Origin of the sequence: Frateuria hangzhouensis, assembly GCF_026410505.1 — a bacterium.
GTDB lineage: Bacteria > Pseudomonadota > Gammaproteobacteria > Xanthomonadales > Rhodanobacteraceae > Frateuria_A > Frateuria_A hangzhouensis.
Genome location: NZ_JAPMIU010000003.1, coordinates 1 through 17,927 on the forward strand (window position 1 = coordinate 1; position 17,927 = coordinate 17,927).

General features: G+C 63.8%; 20 protein-coding genes. 9 read left to right on the top strand and 11 right to left on the bottom strand.

The genetic code is table 11. The annotated features are described in order from the left end of the window. The first annotated feature begins 369 nt into the window (after window positions 1-369). Entirely contained in the window at window positions 370-837 is a 468-nt protein-coding gene (locus tag OSC30_RS03715) for a hypothetical protein (protein WP_267170491.1), read from the top strand. Window positions 838-1,177: 340 nt separating this feature from the next. Here the strand turns inward: OSC30_RS03715 and OSC30_RS03720 are convergent, their stop codons facing one another. The 3 genes from OSC30_RS03720 to OSC30_RS03730 all read right to left on the bottom strand — a co-directional run bounded on the left by OSC30_RS03720 (window position 1,178) and on the right by OSC30_RS03730 (window position 6,037). Continuing rightward, window positions 1,178-1,594: an H-NS histone family protein gene (locus OSC30_RS03720; protein WP_267170492.1), complete on the bottom strand. Its 417-nt coding sequence runs from the start codon at window positions 1,592-1,594 to the stop codon at window positions 1,178-1,180. A gap of 1,186 nt (window positions 1,595-2,780) precedes the next feature. After that, window positions 2,781-3,629, bottom strand: coding sequence for a ribonuclease H-like domain-containing protein (locus tag OSC30_RS03725; RefSeq protein ID WP_267170493.1), 849 nt, complete (start codon window positions 3,627-3,629; stop codon window positions 2,781-2,783). Next, entirely contained in the window at window positions 3,626-6,037 is a 2,412-nt protein-coding gene (locus OSC30_RS03730; protein ID WP_267170494.1) for a DEAD/DEAH box helicase, read from the bottom strand. The genes OSC30_RS03725 and OSC30_RS03730 overlap by 4 nt, the downstream gene beginning before the upstream one ends. Before the next feature lie 165 nt (window positions 6,038-6,202). Between OSC30_RS03730 and OSC30_RS03735 the strand changes: the two genes are divergently transcribed. The 4 genes from OSC30_RS03735 (at window position 6,203) to OSC30_RS03750 (ending at window position 8,517) form a co-directional block, all read left to right on the top strand. After that, window positions 6,203-7,171: an SOS response-associated peptidase family protein gene (locus tag OSC30_RS03735; RefSeq protein WP_267170495.1), complete on the top strand. Its 969-nt coding sequence runs from the start codon at window positions 6,203-6,205 to the stop codon at window positions 7,169-7,171. A 36-nt stretch (window positions 7,172-7,207) separates the two neighbouring features. After that, window positions 7,208-7,501 carry a hypothetical protein gene (locus OSC30_RS03740; protein ID WP_267170496.1) on the top strand — a complete coding sequence of 98 codons (294 nt, stop codon included), beginning with the start codon at window positions 7,208-7,210 and terminating at the stop codon, window positions 7,499-7,501. Continuing rightward, a complete protein-coding gene (locus OSC30_RS03745) occupies window positions 7,470-8,000 on the top strand; it encodes a 2'-5' RNA ligase family protein (RefSeq protein ID WP_267170497.1) in 531 nt (176 codons plus the stop codon). Before OSC30_RS03740 ends, OSC30_RS03745 begins: the two co-directional genes overlap by 32 nt. Window positions 8,001-8,280: 280 nt before the next feature. After that, window positions 8,281-8,517: a hypothetical protein gene (locus tag OSC30_RS03750; protein ID WP_267170498.1), complete on the top strand. Its 237-nt coding sequence runs from the start codon at window positions 8,281-8,283 to the stop codon at window positions 8,515-8,517. Window positions 8,518-8,571: 54 nt separating this feature from the next. On the opposite strand, the gene OSC30_RS03755 is transcribed toward OSC30_RS03750, so the two are convergent. Further along, complete coding sequence (locus OSC30_RS03755; protein WP_267170793.1) at window positions 8,572-9,333, bottom strand: S1/P1 nuclease; 762 nt, start codon at window positions 9,331-9,333, stop codon at window positions 8,572-8,574. Window positions 9,334-9,401: 68 nt separating this feature from the next. Next, window positions 9,402-9,620 (bottom strand): 2-hydroxyacyl-CoA dehydratase, encoded by a 219-nt coding sequence (locus OSC30_RS03760; RefSeq protein WP_267170499.1) that lies wholly within the window; start codon window positions 9,618-9,620, stop codon window positions 9,402-9,404. A 183-nt stretch (window positions 9,621-9,803) separates the two neighbouring features. On the opposite strand from OSC30_RS03760, the gene OSC30_RS03765 reads away from it, so the two are divergent. Both OSC30_RS03765 and OSC30_RS03770 read left to right on the top strand, forming a co-directional pair. Next, window positions 9,804-10,379 (top strand): LexA family protein, encoded by a 576-nt coding sequence (locus tag OSC30_RS03765; protein WP_267170500.1) that lies wholly within the window; start codon window positions 9,804-9,806, stop codon window positions 10,377-10,379. Beyond that, a complete protein-coding gene (locus tag OSC30_RS03770) occupies window positions 10,379-11,668 on the top strand; it encodes a Y-family DNA polymerase (protein ID WP_267170501.1) in 1,290 nt (429 codons plus the stop codon). Before OSC30_RS03765 ends, OSC30_RS03770 begins: the two co-directional genes overlap by 1 nt. A 115-nt stretch (window positions 11,669-11,783) precedes the next feature. On the opposite strand, the gene OSC30_RS03775 is transcribed toward OSC30_RS03770, so the two are convergent. The 3 genes from OSC30_RS03775 to OSC30_RS03785 form a co-directional block, all read right to left on the bottom strand. Then, entirely contained in the window at window positions 11,784-12,851 is a 1,068-nt protein-coding gene (locus OSC30_RS03775; protein WP_267170502.1) for a DMT family transporter, read from the bottom strand. Between the two features lie 174 nt (window positions 12,852-13,025). Beyond that, window positions 13,026-13,226 (bottom strand): DUF1289 domain-containing protein, encoded by a 201-nt coding sequence (locus OSC30_RS03780; RefSeq protein ID WP_267170503.1) that lies wholly within the window; start codon window positions 13,224-13,226, stop codon window positions 13,026-13,028. A gap of 10 nt (window positions 13,227-13,236) precedes the next feature. Further along, the gene (locus OSC30_RS03785; protein ID WP_425474728.1) at window positions 13,237-13,524 is read right to left on the bottom strand and encodes a metal/formaldehyde-sensitive transcriptional repressor; all 288 of its coding nucleotides are present in this window, start codon (window positions 13,522-13,524) and stop codon (window positions 13,237-13,239) included. Window positions 13,525-13,539: 15 nt separating this feature from the next. On the opposite strand from OSC30_RS03785, the gene dmeF reads away from it, so the two are divergent. Then, a complete protein-coding gene (gene dmeF / locus OSC30_RS03790) occupies window positions 13,540-14,538 on the top strand; it encodes a CDF family Co(II)/Ni(II) efflux transporter DmeF (RefSeq protein WP_267170504.1) in 999 nt (332 codons plus the stop codon). Window positions 14,539-14,548: 10 nt separating this feature from the next. Further along, entirely contained in the window at window positions 14,549-15,118 is a 570-nt protein-coding gene (locus tag OSC30_RS03795) for a manganese efflux pump MntP (protein ID WP_267170505.1), read from the top strand. Window positions 15,119-15,476: 358 nt separating this feature from the next. Here the strand turns inward: OSC30_RS03795 and OSC30_RS03800 are convergent, their stop codons facing one another. The 3 genes from OSC30_RS03800 to OSC30_RS03810 all read right to left on the bottom strand — a co-directional run bounded on the left by OSC30_RS03800 (window position 15,477) and on the right by OSC30_RS03810 (window position 17,898). Continuing rightward, on the bottom strand, window positions 15,477-17,168 hold the full coding sequence (locus tag OSC30_RS03800) for a hypothetical protein (protein WP_267170506.1): 1,692 nt from the start codon (window positions 17,166-17,168) through the stop codon (window positions 15,477-15,479). A 97-nt stretch (window positions 17,169-17,265) separates the two neighbouring features. Continuing rightward, entirely contained in the window at window positions 17,266-17,427 is a 162-nt protein-coding gene (locus OSC30_RS03805; protein ID WP_267170507.1) for a hypothetical protein, read from the bottom strand. A 96-nt stretch (window positions 17,428-17,523) separates the two neighbouring features. Beyond that, window positions 17,524-17,898, bottom strand: coding sequence for a hypothetical protein (locus OSC30_RS03810; RefSeq protein ID WP_267170508.1), 375 nt, complete (start codon window positions 17,896-17,898; stop codon window positions 17,524-17,526). Window positions 17,899-17,927: the final 29 nt, after the last annotated feature.

Below are 17,927 nucleotides of genomic sequence, written 5' to 3' on the forward strand. Positions count from 1 at the left end.
GCAGTGGACCAAAGAGGTCAACTGCGGAGCGAATAAGGCGGCATTCCGCCGTCAAAATGAGCGTTTTTCGCTTTGACGGGACCAATGTCACGCGTGAGTGGTTGCGCGGCGATTGATCAGACCATCCCTAACAGGAGGACTTATGGATACAATTCATTGTTTTAACGCAGTAATCTTTGCTTCAACCAAGTCAATCATATTAACAGCTTCATCAGTAATGGCAGCCTTGGCAGCGAACGGTCTAACTCCTCATCTACACTAAAGCGCTCTTCGGGGGCGCTTTTTTTATGATTGCATAATGCGGCCTAATAGCTCGTTCAAGCGATCAGCTTTCGCCTCTTATCTCAGCGTTAGCTTCAATGGAGTTGCATGGGAATTTTCAAAGCACTTATTGCCGACTTTACCGCTTCAAAGAGCAAGAAGGTTTCTATACACATGGATGAGCTTGTGGGGGAGACTGTTACAGCTATTCAAGATGTTGAGGCACAATTTCTCTCCGAGGCCGCGAAGATCGCAATCGCGTGCCGTGAGCTTGTTGTAGCCCTACCTCGCGGGCAGGAAGGTTACGACAGGGCTTACAAAATCTACTGCGATCTCAAAGAAGAGCGATCTTCGCTACATGCATCAGCTTGGCTTGCTTCTAGATTGATCCTTGCTGACCACGTCGTAGCACGGGCCGGCGCTGACGGACTTCCCTCCATGCCGGGCGTCGCGCTCATCCAGGGCTACATTGAGGGTTTTTTCCGGCGTCATGGCGTACCCGTGTGGAAAGCCCAATACTACGAGTTAAGGTTCTTCGAGGAACATCATGATGAACGGTCCGCAGTTGAAGGCTAACAGTTCGTTCATTGCGGACGGCGTCGTCGCCGCTTGGCTCAACCGTTCGATGTCCGTTTCTGGCCGCGAGCAGACGGGGGCGCGTTGCTAGCCGAACTCCATATCTTCCGATGAAAGTCCTGGTAGAGAAACCGTGCCTTACAATCGGCGGTTATGTCCCACTGAAACGGGCGTAAGGGAAGTGGATGAAGATCTTTTTGAACCACGCAGTAGAGGACAAGTCTCTCGTCATGCCGTACTACGAGAAACTCCAGGCCCTTGGCTATGAACCTTGGATCGACCTACGAGCATAAAAAAACCCCGCAGGAGCCTGCGGGGTCTTATGGCGACGTCGCTCGCGCTACTTCTTCGCTGGCTTCTTGGCGGGGCCCTTCTTGGTGGCCTTCGGAGCAACCTTCTTGGCGGGCGCGGGCTTCGTCGCAGCACTGCCGATGAGCATGCTGTCTGCTGTTACTCCTTTCTTCTTAAGAGCCTCCGAGAACCAAAGTGGGCGCTTGCCGCGCCCCGACCACGTTTGGGCAGGGTTCTCGGGGTTGCGGTACTTCGGTGCAACAGCAGCCTTCGGACCTTTGCTGCCTTGCCCACCGCGGCGGGGGTAAACCTCGTCGATGGTCAGGCCTGCGCTCTTAAGGAGCCCCTCAATCTTGGTCCGGACCTCTTGGATGTGGTTCTTGCGGGCAGCTTGCATCTGCGCCTCGGCGCTCTTGATGAGAGCCTGAAGTTCGGCTGGGGAAAGTGAATCGAGATTGATGGCCATAGTCGTCCTAGGGAGTTGGATCGCCGCCCATTAGACAACGAAACCTTATGGAGGGTGTCAACGGAAGCTTCTGATCTGTCAATCGGTTCGCTCGCGAGCCAAGAGGAAGCATCTGGACATTGGTTGGTATCGGTCATGCCTCTGTCTGCTCGGCCAGTTCAAGCGCGTCATCCACCTCAATCCCCAAATACCTGACGGTGCGCTGTGAGGGCCGTACATAGTGGGTCAACCGTGCTCCACCCCGGGTGCCAGGTCAGCGACACGGTACGACCGACAAGCTTTTTGCCTCAGCTTGCAAACGTCAATATCGTCTTGCCAGCATCCAATGAGAGGAGCGCCACGGTGTTCGAACCGACAAATGAAGGCCTGACGCGCTATCCCGAGACGGCGGGATATAACGTGGATCACGCAAGTCCGATACCCTGCGTTTGCACCCGCACCTGCGCGGTCCCCTGCGCAGGCGAGTGCGGCTGCGAAGCCTGCTCGGTCCAGTTCGTGACGCTTTGCGAAGCTACTGGCCGGCTAAGCGCGCTGGTGCCAACCTCGAAGGCGGAAGAAGAAGCGCTTGATGCGTACGGGCGTGTAGAGCGCACCCAGCTGTCAGCGCTCATTCGGCGTGGCAGATTTGATGGACGATGAAGGCAAGGCGGGCGCGGTAGCGATACTGGTACCTGCGCGGCCTCTCGCTGGGAGTACCTAGAGCTGCTATCGACCCAAAGCGGACCAATACCGACGCTGTGGTCGCCTTATGTTGAGTGCTCGGCGTCTGCTCCGTCCTGCATGCGCCTTGCCGGCGCCAGAACGATCAATGGCCGACGCACCCAAGTCCAAGTATCGTGGCCGAACTGCCAGCTGGGTATGGAGAGGGCGATGGGATTCTCTACGCAGAACTTTGAGACGTTCTTAGAAGACCTAAAGCGTGTGCTCGCAGCAGTTGCGGAGATTACTGGTGATGCAGAGGCGGCCAAACAATACGTAGTTAGCCATCCCTTACCACCGTTCCAAGGCAAAACAGCAGTTGCTCTTGTAGCGGAAGGAAGGGTTGATGACGTCATGAGATTTTTCGTCTCACTAGAGTCTGGTTTCGTGGGCTGATCGGATTAAGCACGGGGTGTGCGTCTGGTCTACCAGATTCCATGCGGAAGGTCCGCTTCTGGCCGGAAGCAGACATGATGTAGAGCGCGACCTATTCCGCGGCTGGCGGACGTGCGCCGAGCCGCGAAACGCGCAGGAGCACGCCCGCCAAGCTGCGAAGGTCCTGCACATTATGGTGAGCCACGCGACGCAGGTTGGTGGCCGGTCCGCCTCGCAGGAATGTCAGCCATGCCGCTGGCGCTTCCGATCCTGGTAGGTCGTCGTCGCGTACCACGCCGAGGAGCTGCCGTTCGGCAGTTGCGAGGCGACAATTCTCCCATACACCCTTCCAGTGCCGACGGACGGGGTGGAGCAGATCAAGGTGACGAAGGCCGGTGAGCGGGTTGGGCAACCGGGCCAAACGGTAGCGGGTGGCAAGCAGGGGCGCGTCGTAGCTCTTGCCGTTGTAGCTCACAAGTATGGTGTCGTCGTGCAGCCATCCGGCGAAGGTCTGAAGCATCGCGGTTTCGGCGGCCATAGTGGTGATCGTTAGCTGGCGAATGCGGAATCGGCCGTTCTGTTCCCAATGGGCCGCGCCCATCATGAACGCCCGTGTGCCGGTGCCGCCGGCGAGCCCGGTGGTTTCCGTATCGAAATGAAGCAGCCTGGCAGTGCCAACTGCCTCGTCCCAGCGCGCAAAGGTCGTGTCGATCAAGGGTGGCGGAGATAGCCAGTCCACCACCGCCTCGGTGAGGAACAGTCCGCTTGCGATCTCTTCGCCGGGCACGAAGCGATCCGTCGACGATGCACGTGGTTCCGCACGCTGCAGCCGCGAGCGACCTTGGATCAGCCTTAGTACGTCAGCCGATAGGGTCTGTTTCGGCGCCGGCGTCGGGGCCGCGGGAACCGACAGCCCTGATTGCGTGCGCAGTTGGCGCAGCCGGTCGGCCAGCGCGCTCACAGGGCCACCAGCAGGCCCAGAACCCGCAAGGCCAGGGCCTTGGGCGTGTCCGCGGCTGCTTCGTCCGCGGCCAGGATCGGTCCGGCGCAGGCCGGGCAACCGGCCATGCAGTCGCAGCGATCGACCAGCGTCATGGCCATGCGGACCAGATCCTCGCGCCGCTCGAACAACGGCGCGCTTAGGCCCACGCCGCCGGGAAAGGCGTCATAGAGATAAACCGTCGGGGTGAAGGGCGCATCGGGCGCCAGCGCCGCTGGCTGCCCATCCATCCCGCGCAGCTGGCCGCGGCCTGCGATGTCCGAGGCGACGAACCACGCCCCGTCGGAGCTTCCCACCGACTTCTGCAGGTCGCGCGACTCAGCCATCACCGCCACGGTGGCGACGATGTGCAAGGCATAGGCGGCCCCGAGGAAACCGTCCAGCGCCTGCTGCCGGCCATCAAAGGCTTGTTCGAGCTCGCGCTGGGCAAGCTGCCACCAGACCGCGGTGGTGTGCAGCTCCTGGTCGGGCAGGTTGACAGGGCCGTAGCCGATGTTTTCGTGGGTGTAGTAGCGGATCTTCTTGTAGCCGGCCACGCGCCGGACCACGTGCACCTCGCCGTGGTGGGCCTCGCCGCGCCCCGCGCTGGAGCTGCCGAAACAGTCGAGCACCTTGAGCTTGGTGTAGTCGATGGCGTCGGTGTAGTAGTCCACGTGGGTACGCGTCACGAACGCCTTGCGGCCATCCCAGTCGAGCCGTTCCACCTGGTAGGGCACCGACTGGATCATGTGGATCGCGCCTTCGTAGAGCGTCACCGGCACGGCGGTGAAGTCGACTTCGGCGATGATGGTCTGCTTGCCTCCGGTGCGATCGACCACCACGAAGTTGCCGTCGGCCACGCTGCGCAGTGAGACGGCATTGGCCGGATAGCTGTCGGCGATCCATTCCCAGCGGTTGCCCTCGCGGTGCAGCACGCCTTCCTCGCCGAGCACCTCGAGCCAGGGCGTGGCTGCGCCCGGTCCGAATACCTCGTCGCCCACGAACGGCAGTTCGAAGGCGGCACAGCGGATATGGTCGAGCAGGATCAATGGCTGGTCGGCGGCGATGCGCGCGTGCTCGGGCGGGGCACCCTCGAAGAATTCCGGATGGCGCACCAGGTACTGGTCCAATGGATCACTACTGGCCACCAGCACGCCGAGCGCCGGCTGCTGGCGGCGGCCCGCCCGACCGAAGCGCTGCCAGGTCGCCGCCATGGAGCCAGGATAGCCATTGAGTACCACGACATCCAGGCTGCCGATGTCCACGCCCAGCTCGAGCGCAGAGGTACTCACGATGCCGTCGATGCTGCCGGCGCGCATCTCACGCTCGGCGGCCCGACGCTCGGTCGGCAGGTAGCCGCCTCGATAGGCACGGATTCGTGGAGGCTTGCGTGGATCGTGATCGAAGACGTCTTTCAGGTACTTGGTCAGCACCTCGACCATGGTGCGGCTCTGCGCGAACACCAGGGTCTTCATGCCCGCCTTGATCGCCAGCCGGGCGATCCGGTTTGTCTGCGAGCGCGCCGACGCGCGAAGGCCAAGGTCGGGGTTGACCACGGGCGGGTTCCACAGCAGCACGTGCTTGTCGCCCGAGGGCGCGCCGCTTTGCGTGAAGGCGGTGACCGGGTGTTCGATCAGCGCCTCAGCGTGCTCCTTTGGGTTGCCAATCGTTGCCGAGCACAGGATGAACTGAGGAGTCACCCCATAGAACGCACATACGCGCTTGAGTCGCCGGATCACGTTGGCCACATGCGATCCGAACACGCCGCGGTAGGTGTGGACCTCGTCGATCACCACGTAGCGCAGGTTCTCGAAGAACTGTGCCCACTTGGTGTGATGCGGCAGGATCGCCTGGTGCAGCATGTCAGGGTTGCTCACCACGATGTCGCCGTGGAGGCGAATCGCCTGGCGTGCGTCGCCCGGCGTGTCGCCATCGAACGTGAAGGCCTTGACCCCCAGCTCACCGGCCTTGTTGAGCTCCAGCAGGTCGGCGACCTGGTCCTGGGCCAATGCCTTGGTCGGAAACAGGTACAGCGCCTTGGCTCCCTGCTTCATCGCAGCACTGAGTACGGGCAGGGTGTAGCAGAGGGATTTGCCGGATGCTGTCGGCGTCACGATCGCTACCTGCTCACCGCGTTGTGTCGCGACCCAGGCCTCGGCCTGGTGGCTGTAGAGCGCATCAATGCCGCGCGATCGCAGGGCGTGGGCTAGTGCCGGCGGTAGGTCCGCGGGCAAGGGCGCGAAGGATCCCTCGCGACCCGGCACCACGAAGGAGCCGGTGATGCGTTCGGCGTAGCGCTTGGATAGCCGTTGGGCTAGCGCGCGCCCATCGCTCGGGCCGCGCAGGACGAGATCGTCCGCGGCCTGGTAACGATCAGGGAGAGCGTTCAATGGGGGCCACCTTTGATTCTTGGTGGCAGTAGATCGAGGGCGCGTCTCGCCCGATGAGACTGGTCAGGAAAGCTTGTTGGTTGATGACCGACCAGGTGCCCGCCTCCGCGCCCCTTCGACGCCCCGGTCGGTATGCTGGTCACTCCCTACGCCGGAGCGCCCGCCATGTGCTACTCCGCCCAAATCAAGGCCGACTACGTCCGCTACGTGCGCCACTTTGGCGCGACGATCAGCCTTCAGCGCTTCACCGAGCTGTTCTGGGAACGCCGCCGGGACGGCACGTGGTCGAAGATCCCCAAGGCCCTGCGCGAAAGCTTTCGGCACCCGGACAGCGAGGCGGGCTTTGAGCTTGCCAAGCTGGTGGCCGAGGGGGATCGCGAGCTAGAGCACCGCTACCGGGAGGATCTGGCGGCACAGCGGGAGCGTCTGACCAAGGCGGAGGCGGTACTGGCGGGCCCCAAGCCCACCAAGAAGGCGGCCGAGGACAAGCGCATCGCGACCAACAAGATCGCGGCGACAGAAGCCAACCTGGCGGCACTCCAGCGACGCGACTTGGTCGATGACGATGCTCGAATCTTCCCGGGTTCGTATGCGCCTGTGCTGATCGAGCGCGATGGCCAGCGGTTTGTGGTGCCCATGCGCTACCAGTGCCGCATGCCAGGCTGGAACGCGGCCGTGGAGCGCAAGTATCCCGGCACCTACAACGCCCGGCGGGACAAGCTCGAGGAATCCTGGAGCCAACTCTTTGGCTACCGCCACGGCATTCTGGTGGTCACACGCTTTTACGAGAATGTGGCGCGCCACCGGCTCGAGGGAAGAGCGCTGGCAGAGGGCGAAAAGGAGGAGAACGTGGTGCTCGCCTTCGACCCTCAGCCGCCTCAGGACATGCTGGTGGCCTGCCTGTGGAACGTGTCCAAGGGCGCGGACAACGGCTCCGACCTTTTCACCTTCGCGGCCATCACGGACGAGCCACCCCCAGAAGTTGCGGCCGCAGGCCACGACCGCTGCATCGTCCCGATCAAGCCCGAGCACGTCGATGCCTGGCTGAATCCAGCCGTGGCGCCACGCGAGGCCCTGTACGCCATCCTGGATGACCGGGCGCGGCCGTACTACCAACACAGGCTCGCCGCGTGATCGGACGGCGTCGAGACGACCGCGTAAAATCGAGCCATGACTGAGCCCACACCCGAAGGCCGCCGCCGCTACCCGCATACGCAGGGCTATTTCCCGGACCCGGCGCAGATCGAAGCTGCCCCGGACCGCGAGCTGCCATGCACCTGTGTCAACCGGTGCCCGAGCCGCTGCGCCGGAGAATGTGGCTGCAAGGCGTGTGAGCAGGCCTTTGCCGAGTTCTGCGATGTAGCGGGGTTTTACGGCCCGGGTGAGTTCGACGAGGCCGCGGCGCTCGCGGCTTACCGCGAAGTGCATGCGCATGGCGGCGTTCCTGGCCGTACTGACGCCTGAGGCCGACCCGGTTATCGGGCGCTTGCGAGAGCGCTGGGACCCCTCAGTGCGGCGCGGGCTGGGCGCGCACATCACCCTCCGTTACCCGTTCCTCCCGCTCAGGGCGCTTAGCCCACGCGACCAGGCGATGCTCGCGGACGCGGTCGCCTCTGTGCCGAGCTTCCACTACACCCTTGCGCGCGTTTCCCGCTTCCCGACGACAGTGTTCCTCGACCCCGAACCGGTGGCGCCGTTCGTCGCCCTACGCGCGGCTGTAGAGAAGATCTTCGAACGGCGCTTGCCTGAGGATCCATTCCCGCGATACGCACCGCACCTATCGGTCGCGCGCCATGTACGCGATGCACGCGAAGAAGTGATGGCGGCGCTCAACGCAGTATTGCCGGGCAGTGGCGAGGGGATTCGTGCAGCGTGTACAGCGGTCGTGCTGCTCGAACGGACCGGTGGCGGCCCATGGCATGTGCAACTGCAGCTGCCGCTCGGTAAGTCTCACCCCATCTGAGGGGAATCGAAGCCGGGTCGACATCGAGCACCAACAATGCGAGGTCGTCACTCTGCGACAGTGGACGCCGCCATGCCTTGGCAGCGCACCCAGGCAGCTGTCGGCATTGCCTTACAGATGGGGTCGTGGGCGCCTGATGGGCAAGCACGTTGGCGCCGAACAAGCTATGGCTGCCCCGCGAGTCAGGACCAAGGCGACAGGGAGTCAGGCGCGAGCCGACCATGGGTGTCCAGGCGCGGACCGATGACCGGGGCCCTTCCTTTACCTGGGCGTGTGTCTTATGCGGTCTGTCTTTTGTGTCGAAGAAGGCGTCGTTGGCTGGCGTGTGCGTCAAGGTGCGACCGGCCTGGCTGAAGCACTTACGCTAGCCAGCGCCATCAAACATGCGCGCAAGCTCGGTCGCGACTACCACGAGCGCACGGGGTCTGAAGTGACGGTGGAGCTGGTGATTCCCGAGAAATCGTTGCTGCTGGAGCAACATCCGCCGCGAACATTGGAAGCCACGGCCGCCGCGTAGAATTTGGATGACGCTTCGCAATGCAGCGGCAGGGGATGGCGGCTGCGTCTGTCGTTAGCCCAGCAACCGGTTGAGCACTGCGGCCAGTCGCAATCCTGCCTGTTCCAAGCGCTGCTCGACCACGGGACGCCATGCCCGAACGTATTCCGTACTGATCTTGCGGGGTGGGTAGAAGCCCGGCGAGCTGACCAGCGCGCCGCTCTCGTGGACCCAATCCTGTACATCTCCACCGATCGCCACATGGGGCAGGTCGCGCTCGATACGCTGAGCCAGTTCGGTAGGCGCTTGCCCGAACGTTTCGATCAGCCCCGTGTCCCAAACGTGGTGCAGATTCGATCCGCGACCCTGCCAGCGCACCTGGTACGTATTTCCCCCCTTGTCGTCACCGTAGCCGGCATGCAGAGGTTGGTGGGCATCACCCACCAGGTGAACCACGTAGCGCAGCGCTTTCGCCTGGTCCTCGTCCGAGGCATGGCGATTACCCAGCATCAGCTCCTGGCGTTGGAGCGCAGCAACCAGGCATTGATCGCCGCCTGGACACAGATCTGGTGAGTAATGGAGGTCCGAGCCGCGCGGGAAATTGACGTAGTGCCACTTGCTGGTGGCGGGGTTGCGGTGCTCGTCGGCCCACGAGGCGATGGATTCCAGCGTGGCCCCCGGTTCCAGGGCGAGCAGCCGCTGGACTTCGGCACGGGCGGCGGGTGTCAGGTGATCGTCGGCAATTTGGGCAACGACGGTATGGCCGTCGCGGCCCCATGCGTGAAGATGGCTGGCCGGCAGGAGGAGGACGAGAGCAAGCAGGAGGCGTGTGTGCATCACGCCATGATACCGGGTGGCTTGGCAGAGCCATGGGCTCCAGCCGGCGCGAGGTCCGCAGACCCGTGCTATCGCGTACGCGCCGCGATGAGCTGTTGCAGGTAGGCGATCCCTTCCTCTTCCGGAAAGAAGGTCACGACGTCCGCGACTGTCAGGCCGTAGCGCTTCCTGAGCGCGAGAAACTCTTCTTTTGCCAGTTCCATGGGCGACTTGGAAGGGCGGCTCTTGGTATCGAGGGCCGCCAGTTCGGCCTGAAAACGGCGGAAGGCGTCGGTGGGTATGGTCATGGGCGCATTCTCCCATGCGGCTGGAAGGGCGATCACTTGATCGATGACGCGGGTGGGAGGCCCATCGGCCTCGAGCACGTCAAGACCCGAGACCCAAGGTACGGCGCGGGCTGTGTAGCCAATCTCGTGTTGTGAGCCAGACTGCGTGGTAGCTTTGATTTCTGTCCCAGAAATCAAACAAGCATGAGCACGTCCAGCAACAACCGCGGGGGCACGCGCCCCGGCGCCGGCCGGCCCGGCGCCCCTTCCCAGCGTATCCGCGTCCCTGAGCCCCACGTGCCCGTGGTGCTCAGCTTGATGGAACGTCTGCGCAGGGAAGATGCCGAGGGCATCGAGCACCTCGGCACCGTCGCCGAGGCCAGCCCCTGGCTGCTCCGACACTTCACTGAAGTGCCGTGCGGTTTTGCCTCCCCAGCGGAAGATTACGAAGAGAGCCCGATCGACCTCAACACAGTGGTGATGGATCCGCGTCACCGGGAGGCGACCTACCTGGTCCGCGCCAAGGGCCACTCGATGACCGGCGCGGGCATCAACGATGGCGATGAGCTTGTGGTCGATCGCGCACTCGAGCCGCGGAATGGCTCCATCGTCATCGCCGTCTACCAGGGCAAGGCCACCTGCAAACGCTTGCGCTACATGGCGAACGGGCGCCCCTACCTGAAAGCTGAGAATCCTCACTACGAGGACCGCGTCATCGCCGAAGGCGACGAGTTCGAGATCTGGGGCGTGGTTCGGTACGCCTTGCACAAGCTCATCTGATGGCCCCCCGCTTCGCGCTCGTGGACGTCAACAACTTCTACGTCTCCTGCGAGCGCTTGTATGACCCCACGCTTCTTGGTGTGCCAACCGTCGTGCTATCCAACGGCGACGGGTGTGTCGTCGCGCGCTCGGCCGAGGTAAAGGCGCTGGGGGTCCGCATGGGCACCCCTTGGCACCAGATGCAAGACTTGGTGCGACAGCATGGCATCCAGTACCGGTCCTCGAACTATGCCCTCTATGGGGACATGAGCCGCCGTACGATGAACGTAATCGGCCAGTTCGTGGCGCGCGACGACCAGGAGGTCTACAGCATCGACGAATCGTTTCTGGATCTCCGTCGCTACCCGCACGCAGACGGTGCTGCGCTCGGCAGCCAGATCCGACACCGCGTCGCCCAGTGGTGCGGGCTGCCGGTATGCGTCGGCGTGGGTGCTACGCGCACGCTCGCCAAACTGGCGAACCACCTCGCAAAAAAGCGGCCAGGATTTGGTGGTGTCTGCGACCTCACGGCCATGGCTGCTCGGGATTTCCTCGACGTGGCCGCAACGGTCGCCGTCGGCGACGTCTGGGGCATCGGCGGCAAGCTCTCGGCCCACTTGAACAGCTTGGGCATCCATACGGTGGCGCAGCTCACGGGCACTGACCCCAAACGCTTGCGGGAACGCCTGGGCGTGGTGGTCGAGCGCACGGTACGTGAGCTGCAGGGGATCGCCTGCCAAGGGCTGGACGTCGTCGAACCTCGCCAGCAAATCATTGCCTCACGGTCCTTCGGCGAACCGGTTTTTTCGCACGAGGATCTGAAGGCCGCTGTGCAGACTTACGTGGGCCGCGCGGCCTACAAGTTGCGGGGGCAGGGGAGTCGGGCGGGCACCGTGAAGGTCTGGCTGGAAACCAATCGCTTCCGACCGCAGGATCCGCAATACCACCCGTGTGCCGGGGTGCACCTGCCAAACCCAAGCGACGATCTGGCCGAGCTGACGCGCGCCGCCGGTGTCGTGCTTGCCCGGATCTACAAAGACGGCTACCGCTACACCAAGGCTGGCGTCTTGCTCGAAGAGCTGGCCGACCAAACGCACGTGCAAGGTGGTTTGTTTGATGCGGCGGAAGCAAGCCCGAGACGCCAGGCCTTGATGGCCACGCTCGATCGCATCCACGCCCGTTTCGGGCGCACGGAAGTTGGCATGGGGCACGCCGGGGTCAAGGAAACCAAGGGCTGGACGATGCGGCGAGGGCGGCTTTCACCGGCGTACACCACCGACTGGGCCCAGCTCCTGGTTGTCGAGGCATAGCGCCGTGGCGGGGTGCTGCCGATTCGCGATTAGGAAGCCTTATCAGGTGTAGGGGGCACGTCCGCTCTCGACCCGAAGCGGACATGCAGCGATACGTGCCTAGTGGCTCCTCAACCTAGTGCTTATGGCGATGGTGTAGATCTGGGTAGTGTGGATGGCTGTGGAATAGCGGCTCGTGCTCATGCGGATGGCTGTGTGGTTCTTCGCCGTCCCAAGGAAAGTCATGATCGTGCTGATGATGAATGTCATGCCTATGACGATGGTCGTGGTGGATAGCCTCGTGCACATGCTCGTGCTCGTGCCGCTCGCTGAGGTGCAGCCACACTCCAAGTGCCATTAGAAGCCCGGCGATCCAGAAGCGAATACCTGGTAGCTCAGGAAACATCACTAAGGCGAGGGCCGCCCCAACGAACGGCGCGGTCGAAAAGTAGGCGCCAGTCCGGGCGGTGCCAAGGTGTCGTAACGCCAGCACGAAGAGCACCAGGCTGAGGCCGTAGCCAACGAAACCGACGGCGCCTGTTGCGAGCAACGGAAACCAATGGGGGAAGCGGTAGCCGGCGAGCACGGCAAGCCCAATGTTGATTGCTCCCGCCACGCCCCCCTTAATAGCGGCAATCTGCACCGGATCCCCGCCAGCGACCGGTCGCGTCAGGTTGTTGTCGATCGCCCAACAGAGGCAGGCGCCTGCGACCGCCAGCGCGCCCCACGGCAGGCCGCCAGGACCGTCCGAATGCCAGGAAAGCAACCCGCTTCCGACGACGATAGCCAACATGCCGAGCCCGACCCGCCGATCGACGTTTTCGCGGAAAACCACCCACGCCAGAACGGCGGTCAGGACGCTCTCGAGGTTGAGCAGCAGCGAGGCAGCTGAAGCTGGGGTGTGCGCCAACCCCAGCATCAGCAGTGCCGGTCCCAGCACGCCACCGAACAGCACCGCGCCGGCCAGCCACGGAACATCGGGGCGAGCCAGCGACGCTTCGCCGGTAGTTCTCCCAATCAGGCGGCGTATCAACAGCCAGGCACCCAAGCCGAGACCGGACCCTGCGTAGAGCAGCCCGGCTAGCAGCAGCGGTGGCACGGTGCCGAGCAAAGCTTTGGCCAGCGGTGTGCTGGCGCCAAACAGGGCTGCAGCCGCGAGGCCTTGGACGACGCCAGGCAGTGAACGAAAAGCCGCCAAGGTCATGCTCCACCGATGCTGAGGAACCATGACGATAAATCTGGCTTTGTCGCCCCGTTGTCGAACACGACAGAGCGACGAGATGGCCGCTCTAGATGGGGAGGAGGCCTACGCCGGGCCCGGACCTCGGTTCGAACGCCAAACAATCCTCGAATTCCGGCATGTAGAGATGTTGTTGTTCTAGCGTGATTGACGAGCTCTAACCTGTCTTGCCGCAAGCCGGGCCTGCCGGCGCGGCCGATCAGCGACGATCTCGTGACGCTTGTGGTCGGTCATCTTTCGCCACAGCCGTATCTCATCCTGGGTGCGGAAGCAACCGACACAGAGGTCGGCCTTGCGGTCGAACCGGCAAATGTCGGCGCAAGGGGATTTGGCAGCCACATCGAACAGCCTAGCGTAGATGCGTGCGCATCAGAGCCAAGACCTCGCTTAGCGCCTTCTCGCGGGCCTGCATGCTTTTTTCCTCAGCCACATGCGACGACAGGTGTTCTCCGAGCACTTCCATCATGAGTCCGTGCACCGCGCCTCGAATGGCGGCGATCTGCACAAGCACATCCGTGCACTCGCCCCCTCCCTCTAGGGCGTTCTCGAGCGCTTCTACCTGACCCCGGATTCGACGTACCCGGGTCCTCAGGGCCTTGGATGGTGAAGAGAGATGCGACATGATGACCCCGATCATATACCCTAGGGGGGTATGAATCACATCCTAGACCAAGCGGCTTCCGGCCGCCGCCACGCCCATCGGTTCGATGAGGGCAACCCATTGGCCGAGCGCAACACGCGCCGCGCCATGGTCCTGACAGCCGTCATGATGGTCGTCGAGATCGCGGGCGGCTGGTGGTTCAACTCCATGGCCGTGCTCGCCGACGGCTGGCATATGAGCTCCCATGCGTTGGCGTTGGGGCTGTCCGTATTCGCATACGCATTTGCGCGGCGCCATGCGCATAACGAGCGATTCGCGTTCGGCACGTGGAAAGTGGAGATCCTCGGCGGTTACACAAGCGCCATCCTGCTGTTGGGCGTAGCGGCGCTCATGGCCTTCCAGTCCGCCGAGCGCCTGATGGTGCCGCAGCAGATCCACTATGACCAGGCGATCGCCATCGCGATCGTCGGCCTCGCAGTCAACCTCGTATGCGCCTGGTTACTTCGCGATCATCACGATCACGCTGGCCATGGGCACGACCACCACCACGCGGAAGTCCATGCTCAGGCGCATGACCTGAACCTGCGCTCGGCGTACATCCACGTGATTGCCGACGCAGCGACATCGGTACTGGCCATCGTTGCCCTTTTCGGCGGCAAGCTGTGGGGTGCCACGTGGCTTGATCCAATCATGGGGCTCGTTGGAGCCGTGTTGGTGACGGTCTGGGCATGGGGATTGCTCCGCCGTTCTGGCGCGGTCCTGCTTGACGCGGAGATGGACCAGCCCGTCGTAGGGGAGGTGCGTGAGGTGATTGAAGAGGGCGGCGTTCCTGCGCGGATTACGGACTTGCACGTCTGGCGGGTCGGACGAGGCCAATATGCGGTAGCGGTGGATATCGTTACCTTGAGCGAGGCCGACGCCAACCACTTCCGCCAAGCCCTGTCGATCCACGAAGAACTCGTGCATCTCACGATCGAGGTCACGCGCGTGGGTGCGGATCAGGTGCGCGAAACGCGTCCTTTGGCTTCATCGGGCGCCGGCCGAGAGTGATTCCCCACGCATGAGTTGGATTTCGGTCCTCTTGCTCGGTCTAGCGATGTCGACCGATGCCTTTGCTGCCGCCCTCGCCAAGGGTGCCGGCCTGCGAAAGCCTAAGCTGACCGACGCCATGCGCATCGGTTTGGTCTTCGGCGTGGTGGAGGCCGCGACGCCGGTCATCGGCTGGCTGATCGGTACGGCAGCGTCGCGCTACGTCGAAGCTTGGGATCACTGGATCGCCTTCATCCTCCTCGGCGGGTTGGGCCTCCACATGCTCTGGAGGGCGTGGACGGGCGACGGCGACGAGGAACCGGGTGTCCCTGCCCGATCAGGCATTGTCGGGTTGGCGCTCACTGGACTGGCGACGAGCATCGATGCCATGGCGGTGGGTGTCGGCCTTGCCTTCGTGAATACGCCGATCTGGATCATCGCAATGGTCATTGGCGCGTGTACGTTCACGATGGTCAGCATCGGGATCATGCTTGGCCACTTGGTTGGCCGCCTGGTTGGCAAATGGGCGGAGGCTTTGGGTGGACTGATCCTGATCGCCGTGGGAGCCGCTGTTCTTTACGAGCACCTGTCCGCAGCTTGATACGCATGAGGATGTCCGCTTCTGGCCGGAAGCGGACGTCAATGAATGAAGGCGGCGTCCGGTCCCTGTGGGAGGAGGTACAAGCTAGGCTTGGTGACATTCCCACTAACACGCGGTCACAAAAAGACCCCACAGAAGCCTGCGGGGTTTGTTTGTTACGGAGCACCCTTGGCTTATCGCCGGGGACGATCTTGCCGGCGTGGTTTGGCCAATTTGACTTTCTTTTCGTCGCCAGATTGGCATTCGGAAGGAACAGGCCAGAGATTTGGACTCTTTCTTTCGATATATGCGGCACGCGGTCGACGATCACTCGTGGCCCCGGGACCGAGTTTCTTGGACTTTATTTTAGGTCGGACCACTACATGGGCCCGTGCTCGACCTGCCGTTCGCGTTGCATCAGGGTCCATTCCGCGTGTTCGGTCAGCGCGGCATGACCGAGCGCGCGCAGGATGAAGCGCTGCTCGGCCGGGTCGTCGGTCTGGTCCAGCGCGGTGCGCGCGGCACCCAGGATGCGCTCCATGAAACGGTACTGCTTGAGCAGCACCTTGTCGGCCTTGCGGTAGGCGTACGCCTGGCGCACGGCGGCGATGATCGAGAGGATGCCCATCACCGCGACCAGGCCGGCCTTCGTGCCTTCCTCCAGGCGCAACGCGAACAGCGCCAGCAACACGCTGATCGATACGCCGCCCCAAAGGCTCAACGCGCCGAGCGCCTCGGTGACGCGATGCAGCCCGGCACATTCGATGCTCTTGCGTTCGTAGTAATGCAGCTGGCCCGAGCGGCCTGGCTCGCCCACCCATTCGGCGATCACGCCGGCCAGTTCCGCCGCGTTTGCCGGCGGTGCGTGGCTGGGCGGCAGGCCGGAGGCGCGCATCACGTTGCGGATCCAGCCCAGTTCGACGTTCTGCCGCTGCAGGAAGTCGTCGTGCGCGAAGGCGTGGTCGCGGGTCAGCGAGATACCGGCACGGCGCCAGTACGACTGGATGCGCAGCCCTTCGGCCAGCGCCCGGTAGTCGAGGTACTTGCGATGCCAGCCGCGGTGCTTGGCGATCGCGGTCATGGTGGTGCCGAGCGCGAACAGCAGCAGGAACAGGTAGATCAGGTAGTTCTGCGCGGCGAAGTGGGCGTAGCAGGTGAAGGCGATGCCCATCAGCGCGGCCAGCGTGTAGATGGTGCGCATGGCCAGCAGCACACGGTGCTGGAAGTGCATGGCCAGCCAGTCCGCTTCGCGGAAGGTGCGCTCGATGCCCATCCGGGCCGTGGCCGGTGCGGCGGGATCGGCGTCTACGCCGGGTCGTGCCGATGCATCGATCGCGTCGGCGTAAGCGGTGCATTCGTCGTTGAACTCGGCCATCCGATCGAACATCAGCCGGAACGGCGCCGGCAGGTGGTCCTCCGGCGTCGCCGCCAGGGCATGCCGCCACGTCACCCTGACCGCCGGGCGTGCATCATCGGCCGGGCCCGCCCGGCCGCAAAGCACGTGGTAGAGCAGCCGCTCGTCACCCGCGGCCAGGATGTGGTGCGGGTCGCGGTCCTCGCTGGGCGGGCCGGGCAGGGTGCCGCGCAGGTGGTAACGCACGATCTGCGCAGTGCCGCCCAGGCGGTCGGAGGGCTGGCCGTCCCAGATCGCCAGCAGGATGTGGCAGTGGCTGGCGATGTAGACGCCCGCCTGCGCGTATTGCTGGTCGCGCGCGGTGCCGGGGTTGCCCACTTCGCGGTGGGAGCGGCCCTTGCGCACCGGCAATGTCATCACCTCGGCTTGCCGGCACAGCGCCTCGAAGCGGGTGCGTGCCGTGGAGTCGGTGAAGTCCTTCACGTAGAGCTCGAGCGGCAGCGGCAGCGGGGCGATCAGCCGCGCGCCCTGCGCCAGCGCCTCTGCGGCTACCAGCTGGTCGCCGCCCTCGGCCAGCGCCGAGAGCACCACCAGCGGCAGCGAAGGCCACGATTCGCGCAGCGTCCCGAACAGTTGCCGCACGGCCGCGCGGACGGCCACGACGTCGGCCGGCGGCAGGTCGCGATGGCTGGTCACGCCGATCACCAGGGGCGTCATGGGTGCTCCAGGGCTTGCGGCCGGGGGAAGGCCGCGGCGGCCGCAAGCCGGCGCGCCGTTGCTTGCGCAACCGCCGTTCGGCTGCGCGGCGAGTGCGCTAGCGGGTGCGATTGATGATCGTCGGATCCCGCGTGGCGTTGGCCGCGGCCAGCGCGTCCTGCGGAACCTCGCGTTCCTTCGGCGGGTTCTCGGGGGGCTTGCGCTCGACAGTCGACCTGGGTTCGTCCGGGTTGCCCTGGATGGTGCGTGGCTTGGTCATGGTCAGCCTCCGATGGGCCTGGCGGCGGCCGGCTTGGCCGCCGAGTGGCGTGTACGTCTTGCGCCGTTATGCGCCGGTGATGCCCGTGCGACGGGATCAGTGGTTCTTGATCGACGGGTTGGTGGTGGTGCCGGTGGGTAGGGTTGTTCGCGTGGAATATTGCTGGCCATCCAGCGTCAGGCTCAGCATGTAGATCCAGGTGCCGGTGGAATCCTGACCCTTGTTGAGGTCGGTCATGGTCATGCGCTGGCCGTTGGCGGTTACCTCGGGCGGACCGAAGATGCCCTCGCGGGGTGTTTCGACCCATTGCAGCGGCAGCAGCTCGCCGCTGGCGGCGTTGCCGGTCAGCTGCCAGACCAGGGTCTGCCGCTGCGGGTTGCGACCGACCTGGTTGGCGTTGCCATGCTGGTCGATGTCGACCGACCAGGGCGTGGCGGACTTGTCCAGAGTGACGCTCAGCACGTGATCCATGGTGTTCTTCGATCGTTGGGGTGGCGGTC